This is a genomic window from Baaleninema sp., assembly GCF_049974805.1.
Lineage (GTDB): Bacteria > Cyanobacteriota > Cyanobacteriia > Cyanobacteriales > Geitlerinemataceae > Baaleninema.
This window is the reverse complement of sequence record NZ_JBNGCO010000046.1, coordinates 1-17632: the sequence shown is the minus strand read 5'-3', so window position 1 is coordinate 17632 and position 17632 is coordinate 1. Positions and strand designations below refer to the sequence as shown.

Annotated in this window: 10 protein-coding genes and 2 pseudogenes; 7 read left to right on the top strand and 5 right to left on the bottom strand. The window is 49.9% G+C overall.

Annotation, left to right across the window (positions count from 1 at the left end):
- The first annotated feature begins 1638 nt into the window (after positions 1-1638).
- The 5 genes from ACP5D4_RS10750 (at position 1639) to fldA (ending at position 7204) form a co-directional block, all read left to right on the top strand.
- Positions 1639-1980 carry a hypothetical protein gene (locus ACP5D4_RS10750; protein WP_428011625.1) on the top strand — a complete coding sequence of 114 codons (342 nt, stop codon included), beginning with the start codon at positions 1639-1641 and terminating at the stop codon, positions 1978-1980.
- A gap of 36 nt (positions 1981-2016) precedes the next feature.
- Positions 2017-3303 (top strand): calcium-binding protein, encoded by a 1287-nt coding sequence (locus ACP5D4_RS10745; RefSeq protein WP_428011624.1) that lies wholly within the window; start codon positions 2017-2019, stop codon positions 3301-3303.
- 191 nt (positions 3304-3494) lie between these two features.
- Positions 3495-4523: a chlorophyll a/b binding light-harvesting protein gene (locus tag ACP5D4_RS10740; protein ID WP_428011623.1), complete on the top strand. Its 1029-nt coding sequence runs from the start codon at positions 3495-3497 to the stop codon at positions 4521-4523.
- 88 nt (positions 4524-4611) lie between these two features.
- On the top strand, positions 4612-6114 hold the full coding sequence (locus ACP5D4_RS10735) for a chlorophyll a/b binding light-harvesting protein (protein ID WP_428011622.1): 1503 nt from the start codon (positions 4612-4614) through the stop codon (positions 6112-6114).
- 577 nt (positions 6115-6691) lie between these two features.
- The gene (gene fldA, locus ACP5D4_RS10730) at positions 6692-7204 is read left to right on the top strand and encodes a flavodoxin FldA (protein WP_428011621.1); all 513 of its coding nucleotides are present in this window, start codon (positions 6692-6694) and stop codon (positions 7202-7204) included.
- Between the two features lie 333 nt (positions 7205-7537).
- On the opposite strand, the pseudogene ACP5D4_RS10725 reads toward fldA, so the two are convergent.
- Positions 7538-7954, bottom strand: a pseudogene (locus tag ACP5D4_RS10725) (cobaltochelatase subunit CobN); the annotation flags it as partial.
- Positions 7955-8253: 299 nt separating this feature from the next.
- On the opposite strand from ACP5D4_RS10725, the gene ACP5D4_RS10720 reads away from it, so the two are divergent.
- Positions 8254-9573 carry a site-specific DNA-methyltransferase gene (locus ACP5D4_RS10720; RefSeq protein ID WP_428011620.1) on the top strand — a complete coding sequence of 440 codons (1320 nt, stop codon included), beginning with the start codon at positions 8254-8256 and terminating at the stop codon, positions 9571-9573.
- Here ACP5D4_RS10720 and ACP5D4_RS10715 read toward each other — a convergent pair.
- The 3 genes from ACP5D4_RS10715 to ACP5D4_RS10705 all read right to left on the bottom strand — a co-directional run bounded on the left by ACP5D4_RS10715 (position 9563) and on the right by ACP5D4_RS10705 (position 15028).
- Positions 9563-10261: a type I restriction endonuclease gene (locus ACP5D4_RS10715; RefSeq protein WP_428011619.1), complete on the bottom strand. Its 699-nt coding sequence runs from the start codon at positions 10259-10261 to the stop codon at positions 9563-9565. The genes ACP5D4_RS10720 and ACP5D4_RS10715 overlap by 11 nt on opposite strands.
- 13 nt (positions 10262-10274) lie before the next feature.
- Positions 10275-10493, bottom strand: coding sequence for a helix-turn-helix domain-containing protein (locus tag ACP5D4_RS10710; protein WP_428011618.1), 219 nt, complete (start codon positions 10491-10493; stop codon positions 10275-10277).
- Between the two features lie 536 nt (positions 10494-11029).
- Complete coding sequence (locus ACP5D4_RS10705) at positions 11030-15028, bottom strand: magnesium chelatase subunit H (protein ID WP_428011617.1); 3999 nt, start codon at positions 15026-15028, stop codon at positions 11030-11032.
- Between the two features lie 481 nt (positions 15029-15509).
- On the opposite strand from ACP5D4_RS10705, the gene ACP5D4_RS10700 reads away from it, so the two are divergent.
- On the top strand, positions 15510-17165 hold the full coding sequence (locus ACP5D4_RS10700) for a GAF domain-containing protein (protein WP_428011616.1): 1656 nt from the start codon (positions 15510-15512) through the stop codon (positions 17163-17165).
- 12 nt (positions 17166-17177) lie between these two features.
- On the opposite strand, the pseudogene ACP5D4_RS10695 reads toward ACP5D4_RS10700, so the two are convergent.
- Positions 17178-17632: pseudogene (locus tag ACP5D4_RS10695) on the bottom strand (DNA phosphorothioation system sulfurtransferase DndC); the annotation flags it as partial.

Below are 17632 nucleotides of genomic sequence, written 5' to 3'. Positions count from 1 at the left end.
CAACCTCAGTGCCTTCCCAAGCCCGCTTCCATCCATAGGTTGTCAATCTATAAAAGGGGGCTGGCGTTGGACGTAGGAATCATCAGGTATTCCAATCATTTTTCGGATTGATTTCCTGATTTTGCTCTGTCCTTCCCTAGCAAAATGTATCGGTTGATACATTACTGGGACATCTCAACAGTTATCAAGGGGTTGTACCGTTGGTAAGTACCATTGGTTGTATCCCTTACTGGACGCACGTTTCAGGTATTTCAACCTTAACTTTCCGCCCAAACGATTCGCACCTGTTATTTTTATTGTAGTCGTGACCTCCGGAGGAAAGCGAATTGGAACTCGGGGAGATCGACCGGTCTGCCATCGGCTGTGACGCTGTTTTTGGGTGAGTTTTTGGCTTTTTATTAATGGTTTGGTTTTAAAATCAATTCAATCAAAAATATAGCAATTCTAGGTTAATTGTAGTAATTAAAATACGTAAAAGCCAAAATCGAACGATCGGTAATTTTATCACGATTCTTTCGTATTTTTATATATGGAAAAACAAATATGAGATTTATGCGTTCGAGACAGTAGCCGAAATCTCAATTCTAAAATTATTCGATCGTTGAGATTACAATGCCATTGAATTTGTGGCAAAAACCTAAAGTTAGAGTTCGGAGCGTCCGGGGATGCAAGAACGCTACAGAACGCTACAGAAGGAATTTTATAAATTCGATCGAGCGCGTTTAATTTTCAGGAAGGACTTAGGCTTGCTCTAGTGAATTTCAAGAATATCGGGTCTGTTAAAGTTAGGGTGATAAACCAAGTTTATGAAATTCTGAAACCGTTGGTGTAGGGGCGCAAATTTGCACCCCTACCCGGCTATTGGTATCGTAGTCGATCGAATTAGACCGCAATTTCAATAAACCCAGGATATCTTGATTGTGTCAAACCCCAAAAAATAGCATTTTATACTACCATTTTATAATCGAAATACCAAAAATTAAGTCTATTAAAAAGCGAACCCAAAAGACCACAGAATAAAAAGCAATAAAATCGCCACAAAACCATCGTTTTAAATCACGCTCGAAACCTAAATTTTATTCTCAGATTTCCGGAATTTTGAAGATACTGGGACTCTCATGCAAAAACAAGCGAGGGTGAAATCTTGTAAGATAAACCCTATTTTACTGTCTGCCAAGGCGATCGAACTTTCGAGATAAATCGCTAAAATTGGGATTTACCTCAGAAGATGGAGTCGAAGCCATCGAAATCGATCTGTAATCGAGGCAGAACAGAAAACTCAGAAACTCAGGGTCGGATTTTATTAATAGGACTTATGCAGAAACGCGGGTTTTCACGAGACTTAGAGAAATCCGATATCTGGAAAATCCTCAGTTTCAGGTATCCCGTCTCTTATAGATACCCGATTTCCGATAATTTGCATTTTTGAGATGTCCCCCTTGAGACTTTCATAACTCTTTCGTTTTTTTACAGCGATCGAGTCGTCAGGGTAGCGTTCGAGCGTTCGGACGCCAACGCTATAGCAAAACTCAAATTGTCATCAGCAAATTTCGCCAGGTCGAGATTTGCCCAAACCCTTCCACATCTAGCGGGCGATCGCATCTCTCCCCGCTGCGTCGTTATCTCCAAGAATTCATCATGGCCAACAACGTATCCATCACCGGTCAGCTTAACGCCACCGATCGCATTTTCGATTCCGGCGACATCGGGGCGGCTTCTGCCGAAACCCGCTTTGACGAATATCTCGTTACCGCAGACCAACCCAGTGCCAGTTTACGACTCAATCTCGCCCCCACCGGCTCTACCGGAGTGGCGATCGTCACCGCGAACCCAGAAAACGGCAACGAAGTCACCGGAAGCTTTGACGGTAGCATTGGCGGCGGAACCGCCACATCTGTTTTCAGTCTCGTCCCCGGTCAAAACGAGTATCGCGTCATCGTCACCACCAACGATCTCGCCCCCAGTATCCCCGTCGATTAAAAACTCAACGCCCAAGTCACCAGTGGTAACGTGACGGTGGCGTCTCTAACGCAGGCGATCGACGAAACCCCCGACAGCGGTAATCCCGTCACCCTCGACGGACAACTCAGCCAAGGGGACTTTCTGGCGTTACCCGCCGTAACTGACTACTCCCTCGCCGACGAGTACCGCGTCGAAGCCCAAGTTCCCGGCGAAACCCTCGAAGCGGTGGTTTCTTCTGCCGTTGGTTTCTCGCCTCGCTTGCAAATTCTCGACGTAACCAACGGCACCATTACCGACGACGTGGCGGGAGTCGGAACCCCTGCCACCGAACCCCTGACGGCGGGCAACGAATATCGCGTGCGCGTCTTTGCCCAAGGCAGACTCGGGGAACAAGACACACGCGATTACGAACTGGTGTTAAACGCCCCCAACGGTGTCGAAGCAGCGGAACTCGAGGCGGGAGAAGGCGGCGGCGTTTCAGTCGTCAACACCCCCACCCAAGCCCCCGATCCTCCAGCATCCGCCCCCGATTTAGCCCAATACGCCCGGTTTAACAAAGGTGAAAAAGGCAGCATCAGCGATTCCAGTAGTGGAAAACCGGTGAATCGGTTCAATCTCATCGGGTTATCCGACGGGAGCGACTCCATCAACCTCGGCAATCCTCCCAGCGTGGGCACGCCGCCAATTTTCACGGATTTGGTTGCCGGGATTACGGGCGGAACTCCCAATTTCGAGGATGCCCGCTGGGTGGTGGCCTTCGACGGCAACGATACCCTCACCGGAACGTCTGATAACAACGTTCCCGTTGTGGGGAACCAAGGAAACGATACCTTCAATCTCGGAGACGGTGCCGATGTGGGCGTCGGCGGTGCGGATTCGGACCGTTTGAACGGCGACGGCGGCGACGATATTCTCAACGGCAACCGAGGCACCGATATCGTTAACGGCAATGGGGGGGCAGATACCCTCAACGGCGGCGGCGACGATGACGTTTTGAACGGCGGTTCGGGAAACGACCAACTGTCGGGCGATCGCGGCCAGGATCTCTTAATCGGAGATGGAGACGCCGATACCTTCGTGTTGCGGGCCTCTACGGCGGCCGAGACGGCGGCGGAAGCGGATGTTATTACGGACTTCAACCCCGCAGAAGCCGATCGCATCCAACTTGAGGGAGCGAGTTTTGCCGACGTGCGGCTTAAAGCAGCGGAAATCGCCATCGATGTCGCGCCCATCCAACCGGCGACGGCGATTCAGGATACGAGTAGTGGTCAGTATCTCGGCGTTCTGAGAGATGTGAGTCCTTATGAAGTGGCTGCGATCGCCGATACGGTGTTTGTCTAACACCCCAAATTCAATCAGCACTCCTCCCCACCTGCAACGGTTGCGGTGTGGGGACATGGGTTAGGGGAGTTGTTGCGCTGGCGAGGGCGATCGAACTTTTTTATTGAAAGGTGTTGTCAATAGCTCGAAGGACGTGCTAAGCTCGTCCCCGAAAACTTATTGAAGAGTATTCTCAATTAAAGGAGGCTCTCGTGACGACAGCTTCACCCACCTCGCGCGATCGCGTGGAAATTCCCTGGTGGGCGGGAAACGCCCGTCTCACCCACCTCTCCGGCAAACTCCTCGGCGCCCACGTCGCCCAAGCCGGACTCATTGCATTCTGGGCAGGCGCCACGACGCTGTTTGAGTTATCCCGCTACAACCCCGATTTACCCATGTTCGACCAGGGGTTGATTCTGCTGCCGCACCTGGCCGCAGAAGGTTGGGGCATCGGAACGAACGGCAACGTTGCCAGTACCTATCCCTACTTCGTTATCGGGGCGCTACACCTGATTTCCTCCGCTTTTCTCGGCCTTGGCGGTATTTATCACGCCGTACTGGGGATCGATCGTCTCGAAAGTCGCTTTTCCTTCTTCGGTTACGACTGGAAAGACGCCCGGAAAATGACGACCATCCTGGGAATTCACCTCACTCTCTTAGGAATCGGCGCGTTGCTGTTCGTCGCTAAAGCGACCTCCTTCGGCGGGCTGTACGATGCCGATCTCGCCAGCGTGCGCCTCGTCAGCGATCCCACCCTCAACCCCGGCCATATTTTCGGCTATCTCTTCGGGGCGGTGGGGCAAAACTGGATTGCTGGCGTAGACAACCTCGAAGACATCGTTGGCGGACATATCTGGATTGCCGCAATCCTCATCTCTGGCGGACTCTGGCATATTTTCACCGAACCGTTCCCTTGGGCGAAACGGCTGTTCGTCTGGTCGGGAGAAGCCTATTTGTCCTACAGTTTGGGGGCGATCGCACTGATGGGATTTATCGCCACTTACTACGTCGCCGTCAACACCACCGCCTATCCTGAAGCCTTCTACGGCGCGGCGTTGGAAGTTAAATTCGGGCTGTTTCCCTACTTCGCCGATCCCGATCCCGAACGCCTCACCTCGAGAACTTGGCTGGCGAACGCTCACTTCTGGCTGTCGTTCTTCTTCCTGCAAGGTCACATTTGGCACGCTTTACGGGCGTCTGGCTTCGATTTCCGTCAAGGAGTCAAAGCCGCCGACGCCTAAATTTTTTTAGACGCTAATTGCAAAAGAGTCTCAGTTTTGTTGCTCCAATTTCTAATTTAATGAAAAGAATTCTCAAGGAGATACCGTCATGACTGCTGTTATTGCAGCAAATCCTCACAAAGACAAAATTCCCAACGTACCTTGGTGGGCGGGAAACGCCCGATTTGCCGACCTCTCAGGAAAGCTTCTCGGCGCTCACGTCGCCCACGCCGGACTGATTACCCTTTGGGCGGGAGCCTTTACCCTCTTTGAAATCTCCCGCTACACCCCAGAAGTTCCGGTTTACGAGCAAGGCTTTATTTTACTGCCTCATCTGGCCAGTTTGGGCATTGGCGTCGAGGCGGGTAGTGGAGCGATCGATACCTATCCCTACTTCGTCATCGGGGTGCTACACCTGATTTCCTCCGCCGTATTGGGAGCCGGAGGCATTTACCACGCTCTTCTCGGTCCGGATGTATTGCCCCAAAACCGAAGCTTTTCCGGCTTTTTCGGCTACGACTGGAAAGACGCCGACAAAATGACCAACATTCTGGGGATTCACCTGATTTTGTTAGGTCTCGGTGCCGGGTTGTTGGTGGCGAAGGCGCTGTTTTGGGGCGGGTTGTTCGACGCCTCTGCCAACGCCGTCCGGGTTGTGGCGCATCCGACGCTGAATCCTCTGACAATTTTCGGTTATTTGTTCGGCGCGTCTGGATCTGAGGGAATGGCGGCGATCGATAATCTCGAGGATTTAGTCGGCGGTCACATTTGGGTTGGCTTACTCTGCATTGGCGGGGGAATTTGGCACAGCCTAACGAAGCCGTTCCCCTGGGCGAAACGGATTCTGATTTATTCGGGAGAAGCGTACCTCTCCTATAGCTTGGGGGCGTTGTCCTACATGGGATTTTTGGCGGCGTACTTCGTCAGCGTCAATACGACGGCGTACCCAGAAGTGTTTTACGGACCGGCGGGATTGTTGGAAACGGAAACTGGCGTCGTGACAGCGCGAGGATGGTTGGCGACGTTCCATTTCCTGTTGGCGGTGTTGTTCCTGTTCGGACATTTATGGCACGCCATTCGCGCTCGCGGTGAAGCGTCGGGATTTGATTTCAAAACCGGAAGTATGGTTGCACCCTACGCGGGAAATCCCGAAGCGGGAAATTTATCGACGGTTGTAAATAATTCGGACGCGACGCTGACGTTTTTACGGAATTTACCGATTTATCGATCGGGGATTTCACCGCTCTCTCGGGGACTGGAAATCGGTATGGCTCACGGCTATTTTCTGGTGGGACCGTTTGCGGTGTTGAATCCGGTTCGGGAAACGGAAGCGGCGAATGTCGTCGGGTTACTGTCGGCGATCGCACTTTTGGCAATTTTAACCGTCGCCATGTCGAGTTACGGAACGGTGACGTTTTCTAAGACCGAGTCCCAAGGATCGGCGGTTGCAGCGGCGACGGTTCCGGCGATTCCGATCGCGTTGCAAAGTCGCGATGGCTGGAGTCAGTTTGTCGGTGGATTTCTTATCGGTGGCGTCGGCGGTGCGATCTTTGCTTATTTGCTGCTCGATCGCCTCAGTGCGGTTTGGATGTTAATGCAAAACGGTTTGTAAAGCTCTGTTTTTCCATTTTTAGAAAGGAGGTGATGCGCTATGTAACTCTTTAGACATTTGCCATGTCCTTCAAAAAGTGTAGCTTCAAAACCGTAGCTTCAAAACTGTAGCATCTTGCCTAACAGTGTTCTCCTCTCTTATACCTGTTAACGAGTGCTAATAGTCATCAATTCGGGCTTTTCGGAAACCAGGATCGAGATATTCGATCCTGGTTTTACTTGATTTTTTTACAAATAAAAAAATATTTATTTTGTTGTTTTTTTTGTTGACAAGCATCGCAAAATTTATTACATTATTAACAGTTAAAACCTCTCGAAGATATGGCGATTCGTCGCATCTTCCTGATTCCCGAAAGCTCGTTTTTCTTCGATGAAGCCAATACTCGAAAAAAACGGATTTAAAGCGAATCGTCATATCCATTTTTTTGCTCGATCGAATTTTTGCAATCTTCCTGAATTAAGCTCCCAAGAGTTTCAGTTTAGGTGTTGGAATGCCCTTCGGTCAATCTTGGGAGTTTAACAAAATTCGATCGAATATAACTCAAACTCAACCGCGAGCGATCTAGACTAAAAAAACGATGGCAAAAATTGGACTTTTTTACGGTTCGACGACAGGAAACACCGAAACCGCCGCCGAAACGATTCAAGCCGAATTTGGCGGCGATGATATCGTAGAACTGCACAACATCGCCGATGCCGATCTCAGCGAACTCGAAGACTACGACTGTTTAATTCTCGGTTCTCCCACCTGGAACATCGGCGAACTTCAAAGCGACTGGGAAGGTTGTTTCGACGAGTTAGACGACCTAGATTTCAGCGGTAAAAAAGTCGCCTATTTCGGCGTCGGCGATCAAATCGGCTATGCTGACAACTTCCAAGATGCCATGGGGATTCTCGAAGAGAAAGTTTCCAGCCTCGGCGGACAAACCGTCGGACACTGGCCCGCAGACGGCTACGATTTCAGTGAGTCTAAAGCCGTTAAAAACGGTAAGTTTATCGGACTCGCGTTAGACGACGACAATCAAGACGACCTCACAGAAGAACGGATTCAAAAGTGGGTCGTTCAACTCAAGTCTGAATTTGGCGTGTAGCTGCCAGTTCGGGACTTCTTTTAAGATTTAAGCCATGTGATGTTCTCCTCTCTCCCCTCGTTCCGGGGGGAGTTTTTTTTGCGAGATGGCGATATTTATCACATCAGACACAGAGGACGCGGAGGAGTTAGACTCTAAGCGGCAAGGTTTCACGATTTATAAATTCTTGAAAACTGAGAGAATCGGCACTCAACATCTGAAAGTATCTCAAGAAACAGCGCGTACTTCCATTGAACAGTATTCACAAAAAAGAGGACACCCACTCAAGGATGTCCCCTTTCTTGTTAGCTAATCAGATACGACGAAGAACGTCGAAACGATCGAGCCAGAGAACTATTCAATCCCCTCAATCCGGTCTTCAACCTCCTGATACAACTGACGCAGGCGGTCTAAATTCTCCTCGGAAGTCTCCCAGTAGCCGCGACCGTTGACTTCCAACAGCGTCCCCACCATCTTGCGGAACGAGTGGGGGTTGAGGTTCATCAGACGCTTCTGCATCTCCTCATCCTTGATGAAGGTTTCGTTGGCGTCCTCGTAAACCCAGTTGTCTACAGCCCCAGCCGTCGCCGACCAACCCATCGTATTGACCAGGCGTTTCGACAACTCGCGAACCCCTTCGTAGCCGTGGGATAACATCCCCTCGTACCACTTGGGATTCAACATCTTCGTCCGGGCGTCCAGACGAACCGTTTCCGAGAGCGATCGAACCTGGGCGTTGGCCGTGGTCGTATCGGCGATGTAGGAATTGGGGATTTAAAACTGGGTCTAGGGTCGTTGAAGAGACCGCCCCTAGGAGGTTTCGGACTATATTGCAAAAGCTATATTTAGAAATCGGATTGGGGATCGCACATTGGTCGCAACTCTTGCCGAGTCACAGCGGTTGTGCTACTCTTAAGTAGCACAACCGGGTGCATCTCACTTTTGTAAATTCACAAGCTCAACAATTTGTCAAGATCTTTCTGAAGGACTGCCAGAAGGGCATTTCATTCCTTAAGCATTTATACTCATTGCATAACTGAGATGCACCTGCACAACCCGCCCTAACACTGATGTTTCAACAATTATCGTTATTTGAACTAGACACTAACGACCATGTGAAGTGTTTTTATCGAAAAATACAACAATCTGGCTTTGATTATCAAGAAATAGATATCGGAGATATTACTTTTAAAGCCGGGCAAATGGAGACGGTTCATAGATGGTATCGTCTTACCCCCAGCTACTCACCTAGCTTGGTAAGGTTTTTTATTAAAGAATTTCAGATCGACAGAAACCATTTTGTTCTCGATACATTTAGTGGTCGTGGCACAACATCTATAGAATGTCAAAAGCATGGAATCGAGTCTCTAGGAATTGAGGTCAATCCTTTATTACAGCAGGTCGGCAATAAATCGCTGACATGGGACACGATATATCTCGATTTATTTAAACAATACTTAACAGAAGTTTCTGGTTCGATTGAAAAATTCACACAGTCCTCGATCGAAGAAGTAGTCGATTACTTTAATACGAGAATACCCATTATTCACAACGTTTTTCGTTGGTGGAAAAAACCGATATTAAAAGATTTAATTATTTGTCGTGAAGTGATGTTGCAGCCAACTTACGAGGCAATTCGAGATTATGTATGGATTGCTTTAGCTGAGGCGTGTTTAGACTGTGCGAATATTCATAGAAATCATCCCACGATTACTTTTGATGACGACCATCAAAGAGAAATTGATGTTTTCTTTGAAGTCGAAAAAAATTTAAAAACGATCCGTGACGATTTAATGAGTCTCGAGCGCGATGAAATTTCTTTTTCAGAACTCGGTAGGATCGAACTTGGCAACTCGACTCAAAACTTGCAACAACACGTGAATCGTCCCGTCGATTTTGTCATTACTTCACCTCCTTACCCAAATCGATATAGTTACGTTCATCAAACTAGACCACAATTGCATTTTATGGAGGTTTTAGAGCGTGTTGCAGAAGCAACAGAGATTGATTTGCAGGCAATTGGCGGCACTTGGGGTAGAGCGACTTCTATCTTACAGAAAGAATTGATTGAAGTTCCTACAGAGATAGAACCATATCTTTGTTATCACGAAGAATTAAAAAATAAAAGTATTTTGATGTGTAATTATGCCACAAAATATTTTCTTGATATGTGGAATCACATCAAACATATTAAAGAAATCAAGGCGTCTAATTTTCAAGGCGCATATATTGTAGGAAACTCTCGGCTTTCGGGGGTTGATATATTCACTGAATCTATTTTAGGTAAACTCTTTCAACACGAAGGTTTTGAAGTTGAAAGAATTGTATCTTTTAGAAAAAGAGGAGGTAAAAAACGTCTTTACGAAACTGCAGTTTGTGTTAAATCTTAGCTAAAATATTTTTTATTTCTTTTTGGAGAATATCGGAATTTTTTTGAAGAAACCCATGCAAATCACAACCAGTTATTAATTCAACTAGGTTAAAACTATCCATTCCTTCATAAAGTTCCCAAGTTTTAGATAGCCTAGACAGAGGCGATCTTAGTGATGTATTACAAAATACTAACATCACAGGCAAGATTCCATGGGACTGCAATGCCAATGACATATGATAGTCAGCCTGTATTCTTTTTGAGTCACCAATTTGATAGCAGGAACGAACTTCAAACCCTATTCCTTGATAATCCATCCAATCTTGAGGAATTCGCTGGTTAAATTTGTTTTTCTTAATCAGTCCGTCTGTGGAACGTATCTGAACTTCATTATCAATTTGAACTTCTACGCTAAAATTTAATTCATTTTCATCTAAGCCAAAACTTTGTTGAACAAGGTAGCCAAACAAACCTTCATACATATCTCCTATTTTTCGATATAAAGATGTTACAAGATTCCCACCTACCCGAGCAGTAATATATCTATCGTCATCTAATCCCAAAACACCAAATGCAGGATCGGCTGCGATGAGTTCCTGGAAATCTTTTCGATCTCGAATATTGCTATATCTTGAGTAGGGATCGAAGTTTGATACTTTCCTAATATGGTAGATAGCTATCTCAAGTAATTCAATTTCGTTTACCATTTTACGGTTTCTCTTAATCAATTTCTTCGTCAAATAAATCTTTTACCGTCACACTGAGAGCATCAGCCAAACGCAATATATTAAGCAAACTTACATTTCTTTCACCTCTTTCAATAGCCCCCACATAGGTTCGGTGCAAACTTGCCTTGTCTGCAAGTCCATCTTGTGACAAACCTAAACGTTTTCTAAAATAACGAATTCGTCGTCCAAACGCCTTTACTCTAGCATCCATGAATGCTGAATGGTTGGATTATTTTGGGGTTTATTATACTGAAATGAAGACTATAAATCGACATAATATAAGTAGCATTACAGTAAAATCTATTTTTTAACGATCGTTTTGATATGATACGGAATCCAGTTTTGAAAACCCTGTTTTGCGGACTTCGTCGTAAAGTCCCTGTACGCAAGGACTTGAATCGATTTTGGGTGATTGCGTTAAAAGGGGCTATGGGGTGCGGATTCCGTATGAAATCTGGTTCCGACAGGAACAGTTTCAATAATTCTTCACCACAGAAGCACAGAAAACTGCCCAGTTTTGGGATTAGCGGCTGAAAAATCCGTGTTTATAGCAGTCGCCAGAGCAACTCGGACATTTTCAGACTTGAAGGCTTGAAGCAGCGTAAACGTGAATGTCCTACTCCAATTGGCGAGCGCTATAATAACCGGAGTCCGTCTCAACCGACCAAACGACGATCGCCATCTCAAAAACGAGAGGTGGGCTAATGCTTAACCCACCTCTCCATCAAGTCAACTGGATTCTAGACCCTACTCAATCCCTTCAATCCGGTCTTCAACCTCCTGATACAACTGACGCAGACGGTCCAAGTTCTCCTCAGAAGTCTCCCAGTAGCCGCGGCCGTTGACTTCCAACAGCGTCCCCACCATCTTGCGGAACGAGTGGGGGTTGAGGTTCATCAGACGCTTCTGCATCTCCTCATCCTTGATGAAGGTTTCGTTGGCGTCCTCGTAAACCCAGTTGTCTACAGCCCCAGCCGTCGCCGACCAACCCATCGTATTGACCAGGCGTTTCGACAACTCGCGAACCCCTTCGTAGCCGTGGGATAACATCCCCTCGTACCACTTGGGATTCAACATCTTCGTCCGGGCGTCCAGACGAACCGTTTCCGAGAGCGATCGAACCTGGGCGTTGGCCGTCGTCGTATCCGCAATGTAGGAATTCGGGGTTTTCCCGTCTTTCCGCAACTTCGAGACCACCTTCGTCGGGTCGGAATCGAAATAGTGCGAAACGTCCGTCAAGCTGATTTCCGAAGAATCCAAATTCTGGAAGGTTGCATCGGCTGTGGACAACGCCGACTCGAACACCTTGCGGTCTTGCTGCATCATCCCCGGATTGTCCGCATTGAAGGCGAAGGATTTGCGGGTCAGATACATTTCCTGCAATTCCGCTTCTTCTTCCCAGGTGCTGTTTTCCACCGCTAAGTTGACGTTCGCCGCGTAAGACCCGGAAGCGTTGGAGAACACCCGAGTCGCCGCTTGACGCAGGTTCACGCCCATGTCTTCGGCTTGTTTGAGGGCGTGTTTGCGAACGAAGTTCATCTCTTCGGGTTCGTCGGCTTCCGCCGCCATCTTGATGGCTTTGTCTAACAACGCCATTTGATTCACGAAGAGGTCGCGGAACACCCCAGAACAGTTGACGACGACATCGATGCGGGGACGACCCAACTCCTCGAGGGGAATCAAATCGAGTTTGTTCACCCGTCCGAGAGCGTCGGGAACCGGTTTGACCCCCACCATCCACATGATTTGTGCCAGGGATTCGCCGTAGGTCTTGATGTTGTCCGTTCCCCAGAGGACGCAGGCGATGGTTTCGGGGTACTCGTTGCCGTTTTCTTGACGCTGGCGTTCGATGAGGCGATCGACCACAATTTTAGCCGCTTGTACCGCCGCCGCCGTGGGAATCGCTTGCGGGTCGAGGGCGTGAATGTTTTTACCCGTGGGTAAAACATCCGGGTTGCGAATCGGGTCGCCGCCGGGGCCAGGAAGCACGTATTCGCCTTCGAGGGCTTTCAGCAAGGAACCGAGTTCGTTGTCGGCGCAAACCTGTTTGAGGCAGAAGTTCAGATACTCGATGAGTTTGTCGAGGGCTTCTTTATCGACCCGGTGGAATCCCGCTTCTTTGAGGGCTTCGTACCAAGGTTCGTCTTTGATGATGCGTTGCAACCAACCGCCGAGGTTGTCGAGGCGAATTCGTCCGTCGTCGCCCGTTTTCTCAGCCACCATGGCCGAGACGCAGGCCCGAGTGGCTTCGACGATTTTTTGGTTCAATTCGACATCTTCGAGAACGCCTTTGTCGTTGTTGCTGTAGATGTCTTGGATGTTTCGATCGATGCTTTGTGCCAGAAGGCTGGGAAGTCCCATAATGCCTTCTTCTTCGCGATCGATACTGGCGATGTTGACCAGCGTGGCCACCGCTTCTTCCGCCGTCGGCGGTTTCCCGATGACGTGCAACCCGCAGGGCAACAACCGGGATTCAATTTCCATCAGTTGCTTGTACACCAAGCCGACGATGGTATCCCGTTCCTCTTGGGTCATGTCTTTGGCATCGACTTCGGGTAAATCGATGTCTTTGTCCAAATTCACCACGCGGGCTTGTTCGACGATGGTGTTGACGATGGGAATGCCCCGTCCGGTGTCTTTGAGGGTTTGGTAAGACCCCACCAGTTCGCCCAGTTCTTTCAAGCCTTTGTACAATCCGGCGTTTTCCGCAGGCGGCGTCAGGTAGGAGATGGTTTCGGCGTAGCTGCGGCGTTTGGCGATGGTGGCTTCGCTGGGGTTGTTGGCGGCGTAGTAGTACAGGTTGGGAATGTTGCCGATGAGGCTGTCGGGGTAGCAACTGCCAGACATCCCCATTTGTTTACCGGGCATGAACTCCAGGGAACCGTGGGTGCCGAAGTGAAGAACGGCGTCGGCGTTCCAAATCTGCTCGAGATAGGTGTAGTAGGCGGCGAAACCGTGGTGAGGGCTGGCGGAACGGCTGAACAGCAGGCGCATGGGGTCGCCTTCGTAGCCGAAGGTGGGTTGGACGCCGATGAAGAGGTTGCCGAACTGTTTTCCGTAGACGAGGAGGTTTTGTCCGTCGCTGTTGAGGTTCCCCGGCGGCGGTCCCCAGTTTTCTTCGAGGCGTTCGGCGTAGGGGGTGAGTTTTTCGTACTCTTTGACGGGCATCCGGTAGGCTACGTTCAGTTCGGGACTGGCGTATTGGGCGGTGGCGTCGTGGATGACCGCTTCCATCAGTTCTTGGGGACTGTCGGGGAGATCGGCGACGTCGTAGCCGTTGCGTTTGAGGGCGACGGCGACTTCGTGGATGCTGCCGAATACGTCGAGGTAAGCGGCGGTTCCTACGTTCCCTTTGTCGGGGGGGAAGCTGAAGATGGTGATGGCGACTTTTTTGTGGAGTTTGGGTTTCCGTCGCAGGTTGGCCCATTTCATGGCCCGGGTGGCGATCGCTTCGATGCGATCCTGCATGGCGTGGGCTTTTCCGGTGTTGGCGTCGCGACCGGAGAGGATGATGGGTTCGATCGCGCCGTCGAGTTCGGGGATGGCGATTTGCAGGGCGACTTGAATCGGGTGCAAGCCCAAATCACTGTCTTCCCATTCTTCGGTGGTTTGGAACACCAGAGGTAACGCCACCATGTAGGGACGGTTGAGGCGTTTGAGGGAGTCGATCGCTTTCGGGTGGTCTTGTCGGGCCGGGCCGCCGACGAGGGCGAAGCCGGTCAGGGAGACGACCACATCCACGATGGGCTTGTTGTTCGGGGTTTCGCTGGTACCTTGTTCCCAGAAGTATTTATCGACGGGTTGGGAGAAGTCCAGTCCGCCGGAGAATACGGGGATGACGCGGGCGCCCAAGGCTTCCAGTTCTTGCACCATCGCGACGTAGTGGGCATCGTCTCCGGTGACGAGGTGTGTCCGTTGTAGGACGAGGCCGATGGTGGGAACCAGGGGATCTTTGTAGTCGTCGTTGACGTCGCTGCGGGAACTGTACCAGTTGAGGTATTCTTTGACATCCTCGAACATTTGCGGGGCGAGGGGATGCCAAATGCCCATGTCGGGGTAGACGACGGGGTCGGCGTAGTTGGCGTTTTTGTTGAGTTGGCGATCGGGGAAGACGTATTTGTCTGCCAGCATCAACAGGAAGTTTTCCAGGTTTTCGGGAGACCCACCAAGCCAGTATTGGAAGCTCAGCATGAAGCTACGCGCGTCCTGGGCTTTGTCTACGGGCATATATTTGAGGACTTTCGGCAGCGTCCGCAGGAGTTTGAGCATCCCGTCTTGGAAGGAGGCGCCGGATTGTTCTTTGCGCTTGCGCATGAATTGGGCGATCGCGCTTTTGGATTGCCCCAGTTGCGCCATGGAGAAGCTGCCCAGTTTGTTCAGGCGCATGACTTCCGGCATGGAGGGGAAGACTACGGCGGCGTCCAGTTGGTCGCGCACCGGTTCGACGGCGGCGACGACTTTGTCGGCCAGGTCTTCGATGAAAATCAGCGAGGCGATGAAGATGTTGGCGTCGGCTACGTCTTTTTTAAAGTTTTCGTAGTTTTCGGGGTCGCGCAGTTCTTCGATGAGGTAGCCGCTGATTTCGATCGCCAGGTTGGGATTGTTGGCGTTGATCGAGCGGACGGCGGACGACAAGGCACTTTGATACTGGGACTCCAGCACGACATAGACCACCTTGAGCAACGAACGCCCCCTGAGATCGTCTGGCTCGATGTGGCGCACGGTGGGCTTGACGTGAGTGAACATACAGTGTAGCTCCTTCGTATCGGCGTGTTCTAAACCAAGACTGAGATGGTTGCGGAGAAAGTCGGCATATAGGTGTTTGTACCAAAAAATGTTGACGGAACTTCGTAAATGTGGGCTATCTGAAACAATTTGATAGAAAAACTGAAATATTTGTTTACATTTATTTACAATTAAGCGACCGCTCACTCATTTTACTGTTAAAACAACATAAATGTTGTTTTAACCCCCGTCTGGTGGGGGTTCGCGGCGGGTTTGACAGGGAGGCGATCGACTCAATGGGGTGGAAATCTCACAGCGAGGAACGGGTCAGCCCGAAAAGATCGTCAACAAACCCTGTAAATTCTTAATATAAAAAAATACTCTTGAGTCCCCTATGTTTTTTATAATTATAAAGAAGAAAAAAGAGGCGATCGAGACGAAATTAAACGAGGAGGGCTGCTATCAGTCCTAATGATATCGTTGTTTGCCTGACAGACTAGCCATGAATAACTATTTATGTCCGAGCTGTTCTTATCCGTTGTTATGTTACGTGCGAGGCGGTAAACCCTATTGGTTTTGTCCGCGCTGCCATCAAGAAGTGCCTTACGGACTCAACGATACGGCGAGGTTTTCTATGGGGTCTGAGGAGCGGTTGTCCCGAGGCGCTCTTGCCTCGAATCGCTTCGATCGAGGGGAATTCCAGGTTCAGACGGTTCGAGTCTCGCCGTTAGAGGGGACGAACAGTTCAACTTGGGAACTGACGAAGAATCTAAACAAAATATTAAAAGAAATCCTGTTGGGGTTGCGTAAAATCTTGCGGGTCGATCGAGTCCTCGTCTGTCAAACTCGTCGAGATCGAGAAGCGGTGGTGGTGGCAGAATCCCTCGCGCCGGGTCGTAAATCGATGTTGAAATGTCGGCTGGGTCGTTTTTTTGCATCGGAGGAAATTACGCAATTTCATCTAAGTAAAGTTCAGGCGATCGAAGATTTATCTTCCGTCGATATCGATCGCTGTCCCACAAAGATTTTAGAGTGCTTTTTTGAAGTGAGTGCTAAGCTGGTGGTACCGATTTTGCTTCCCGTGACGGAAGAGCGTCCGACACCCCAGTTATGGGGGTTGTTAATGGCGCATCAGTGTTTCACCCCCCATCGCTGGACGCAAGCGCAAATCGACACGATGGTATTGTTAGGGAAGCAGTTGGCGGGGGATATCGATCGAGAGCAACGCTACCAAGCCTTAGAAGCGGCGCACCACCATCTCGAGGAACTGACCTGTATTCGAGACCTCGATCCCTTTCCCGTCCGCCAGGAAATGGAATCTTCCGCCGCTGAGGTTCTCGAACCCGAGGCGTTGTCGGAACCGGTTTTGCTTCCCCGGCGTTCTCCTGCGATAGAGGCGTCGCCGATGGCGGTGTTAAAGAGTTATGTGGCGTACTACCTCAGTCGCGGGAAAGCGATCCTTTCTCCGGTATTCGAGGTTCCCCGGTTTCACGGTATCACCTACAGTTACGACGGCTATCATCTCGATTTTGAAAGCTTCTGGGGGTGGCTTCAACAGCGTCCGGATTTCCTGCAACTGTATTTAGAAGGGGATTTGCGCTGTTTCGGACATTTCCTCGAGGGACGCTATACAGTCTCCGAGTGCCAACGCTGTCACCTCCCGATTCCAGCGTCTTACGGTGTGGCTTACGACGCGCCTGAATGTGCGTTATGCGACGAGGAATGTCCGGTGAAGGCGCAGGAGTCGGGACGGGAATTCCCCATGACGAACGTGATTTCGGTGGGGGATGCGCCGTCGAACAGTTGGGAGATCGATCGATTTTTCGAGAAAAACTGCTTTGATGTGACGTTCGTGGAAGAACCGGCGGAGATTTTGGCTCAGCGGATTCTGAAGAAAATCGACGTGGTGATAATTCGATCGAGCCTTTCGGAGACAGAGGGGGTAAACTGGGCCGAGGAACTGCGACAACATCCCCGTTTGGTGAAGACGCCGATCGTCGCGTTGAGCGATCGCGCCGGAGACGGACTTCCTTGGGTAGAGCATTCCCTCGATCTCGAAGATTACCTGTTACCGCCGCTGAACGGGGAACATTTGGTGCGACACTTAAAGCGACATCGTCGATCGCACAAATGTCTGTTGCACTGGTTTCCCCGTTAATCGTCTCAGTTGCTAGTCTTCTGAGTTGGCGTTCCCGAATTTAGCATCGGCCCAAGTCAGTTGTTTGATTTTGGCCACGTCACCAACTTTGGCGGCTTCTTGGAGGTCTCGTTTGCGGTGTGCGTTAGCGATCGCTTCTTCCTTCGTCGCCGAACTCGTCTCGAAGCATTTTTCGAGAGCTTTGTAGATTCCCGAACGGCGAATTTTGGTGTGGAACTGGCGTTCGGTATCGAGGAGTTTCGCCATCAGTTCCAGGTACATCGCATCGCCGTCGGTGAGTTCTTCGAGGAGGTTCCACTCGTCGAGTCCCAGGAGTCGCTGTTCTGCGCCGGGACGGGGATCGATGAAGGGTTCTCCGGTAATTTCTTGGTAGATACGGGGAAGGCTGTCGTCGAATTCGTGTTTTTCTTCGAGCCAGATTCGGCGAATTTCGCTGAGTTCTTCGGTGGTGATGAGGGTGATATCGC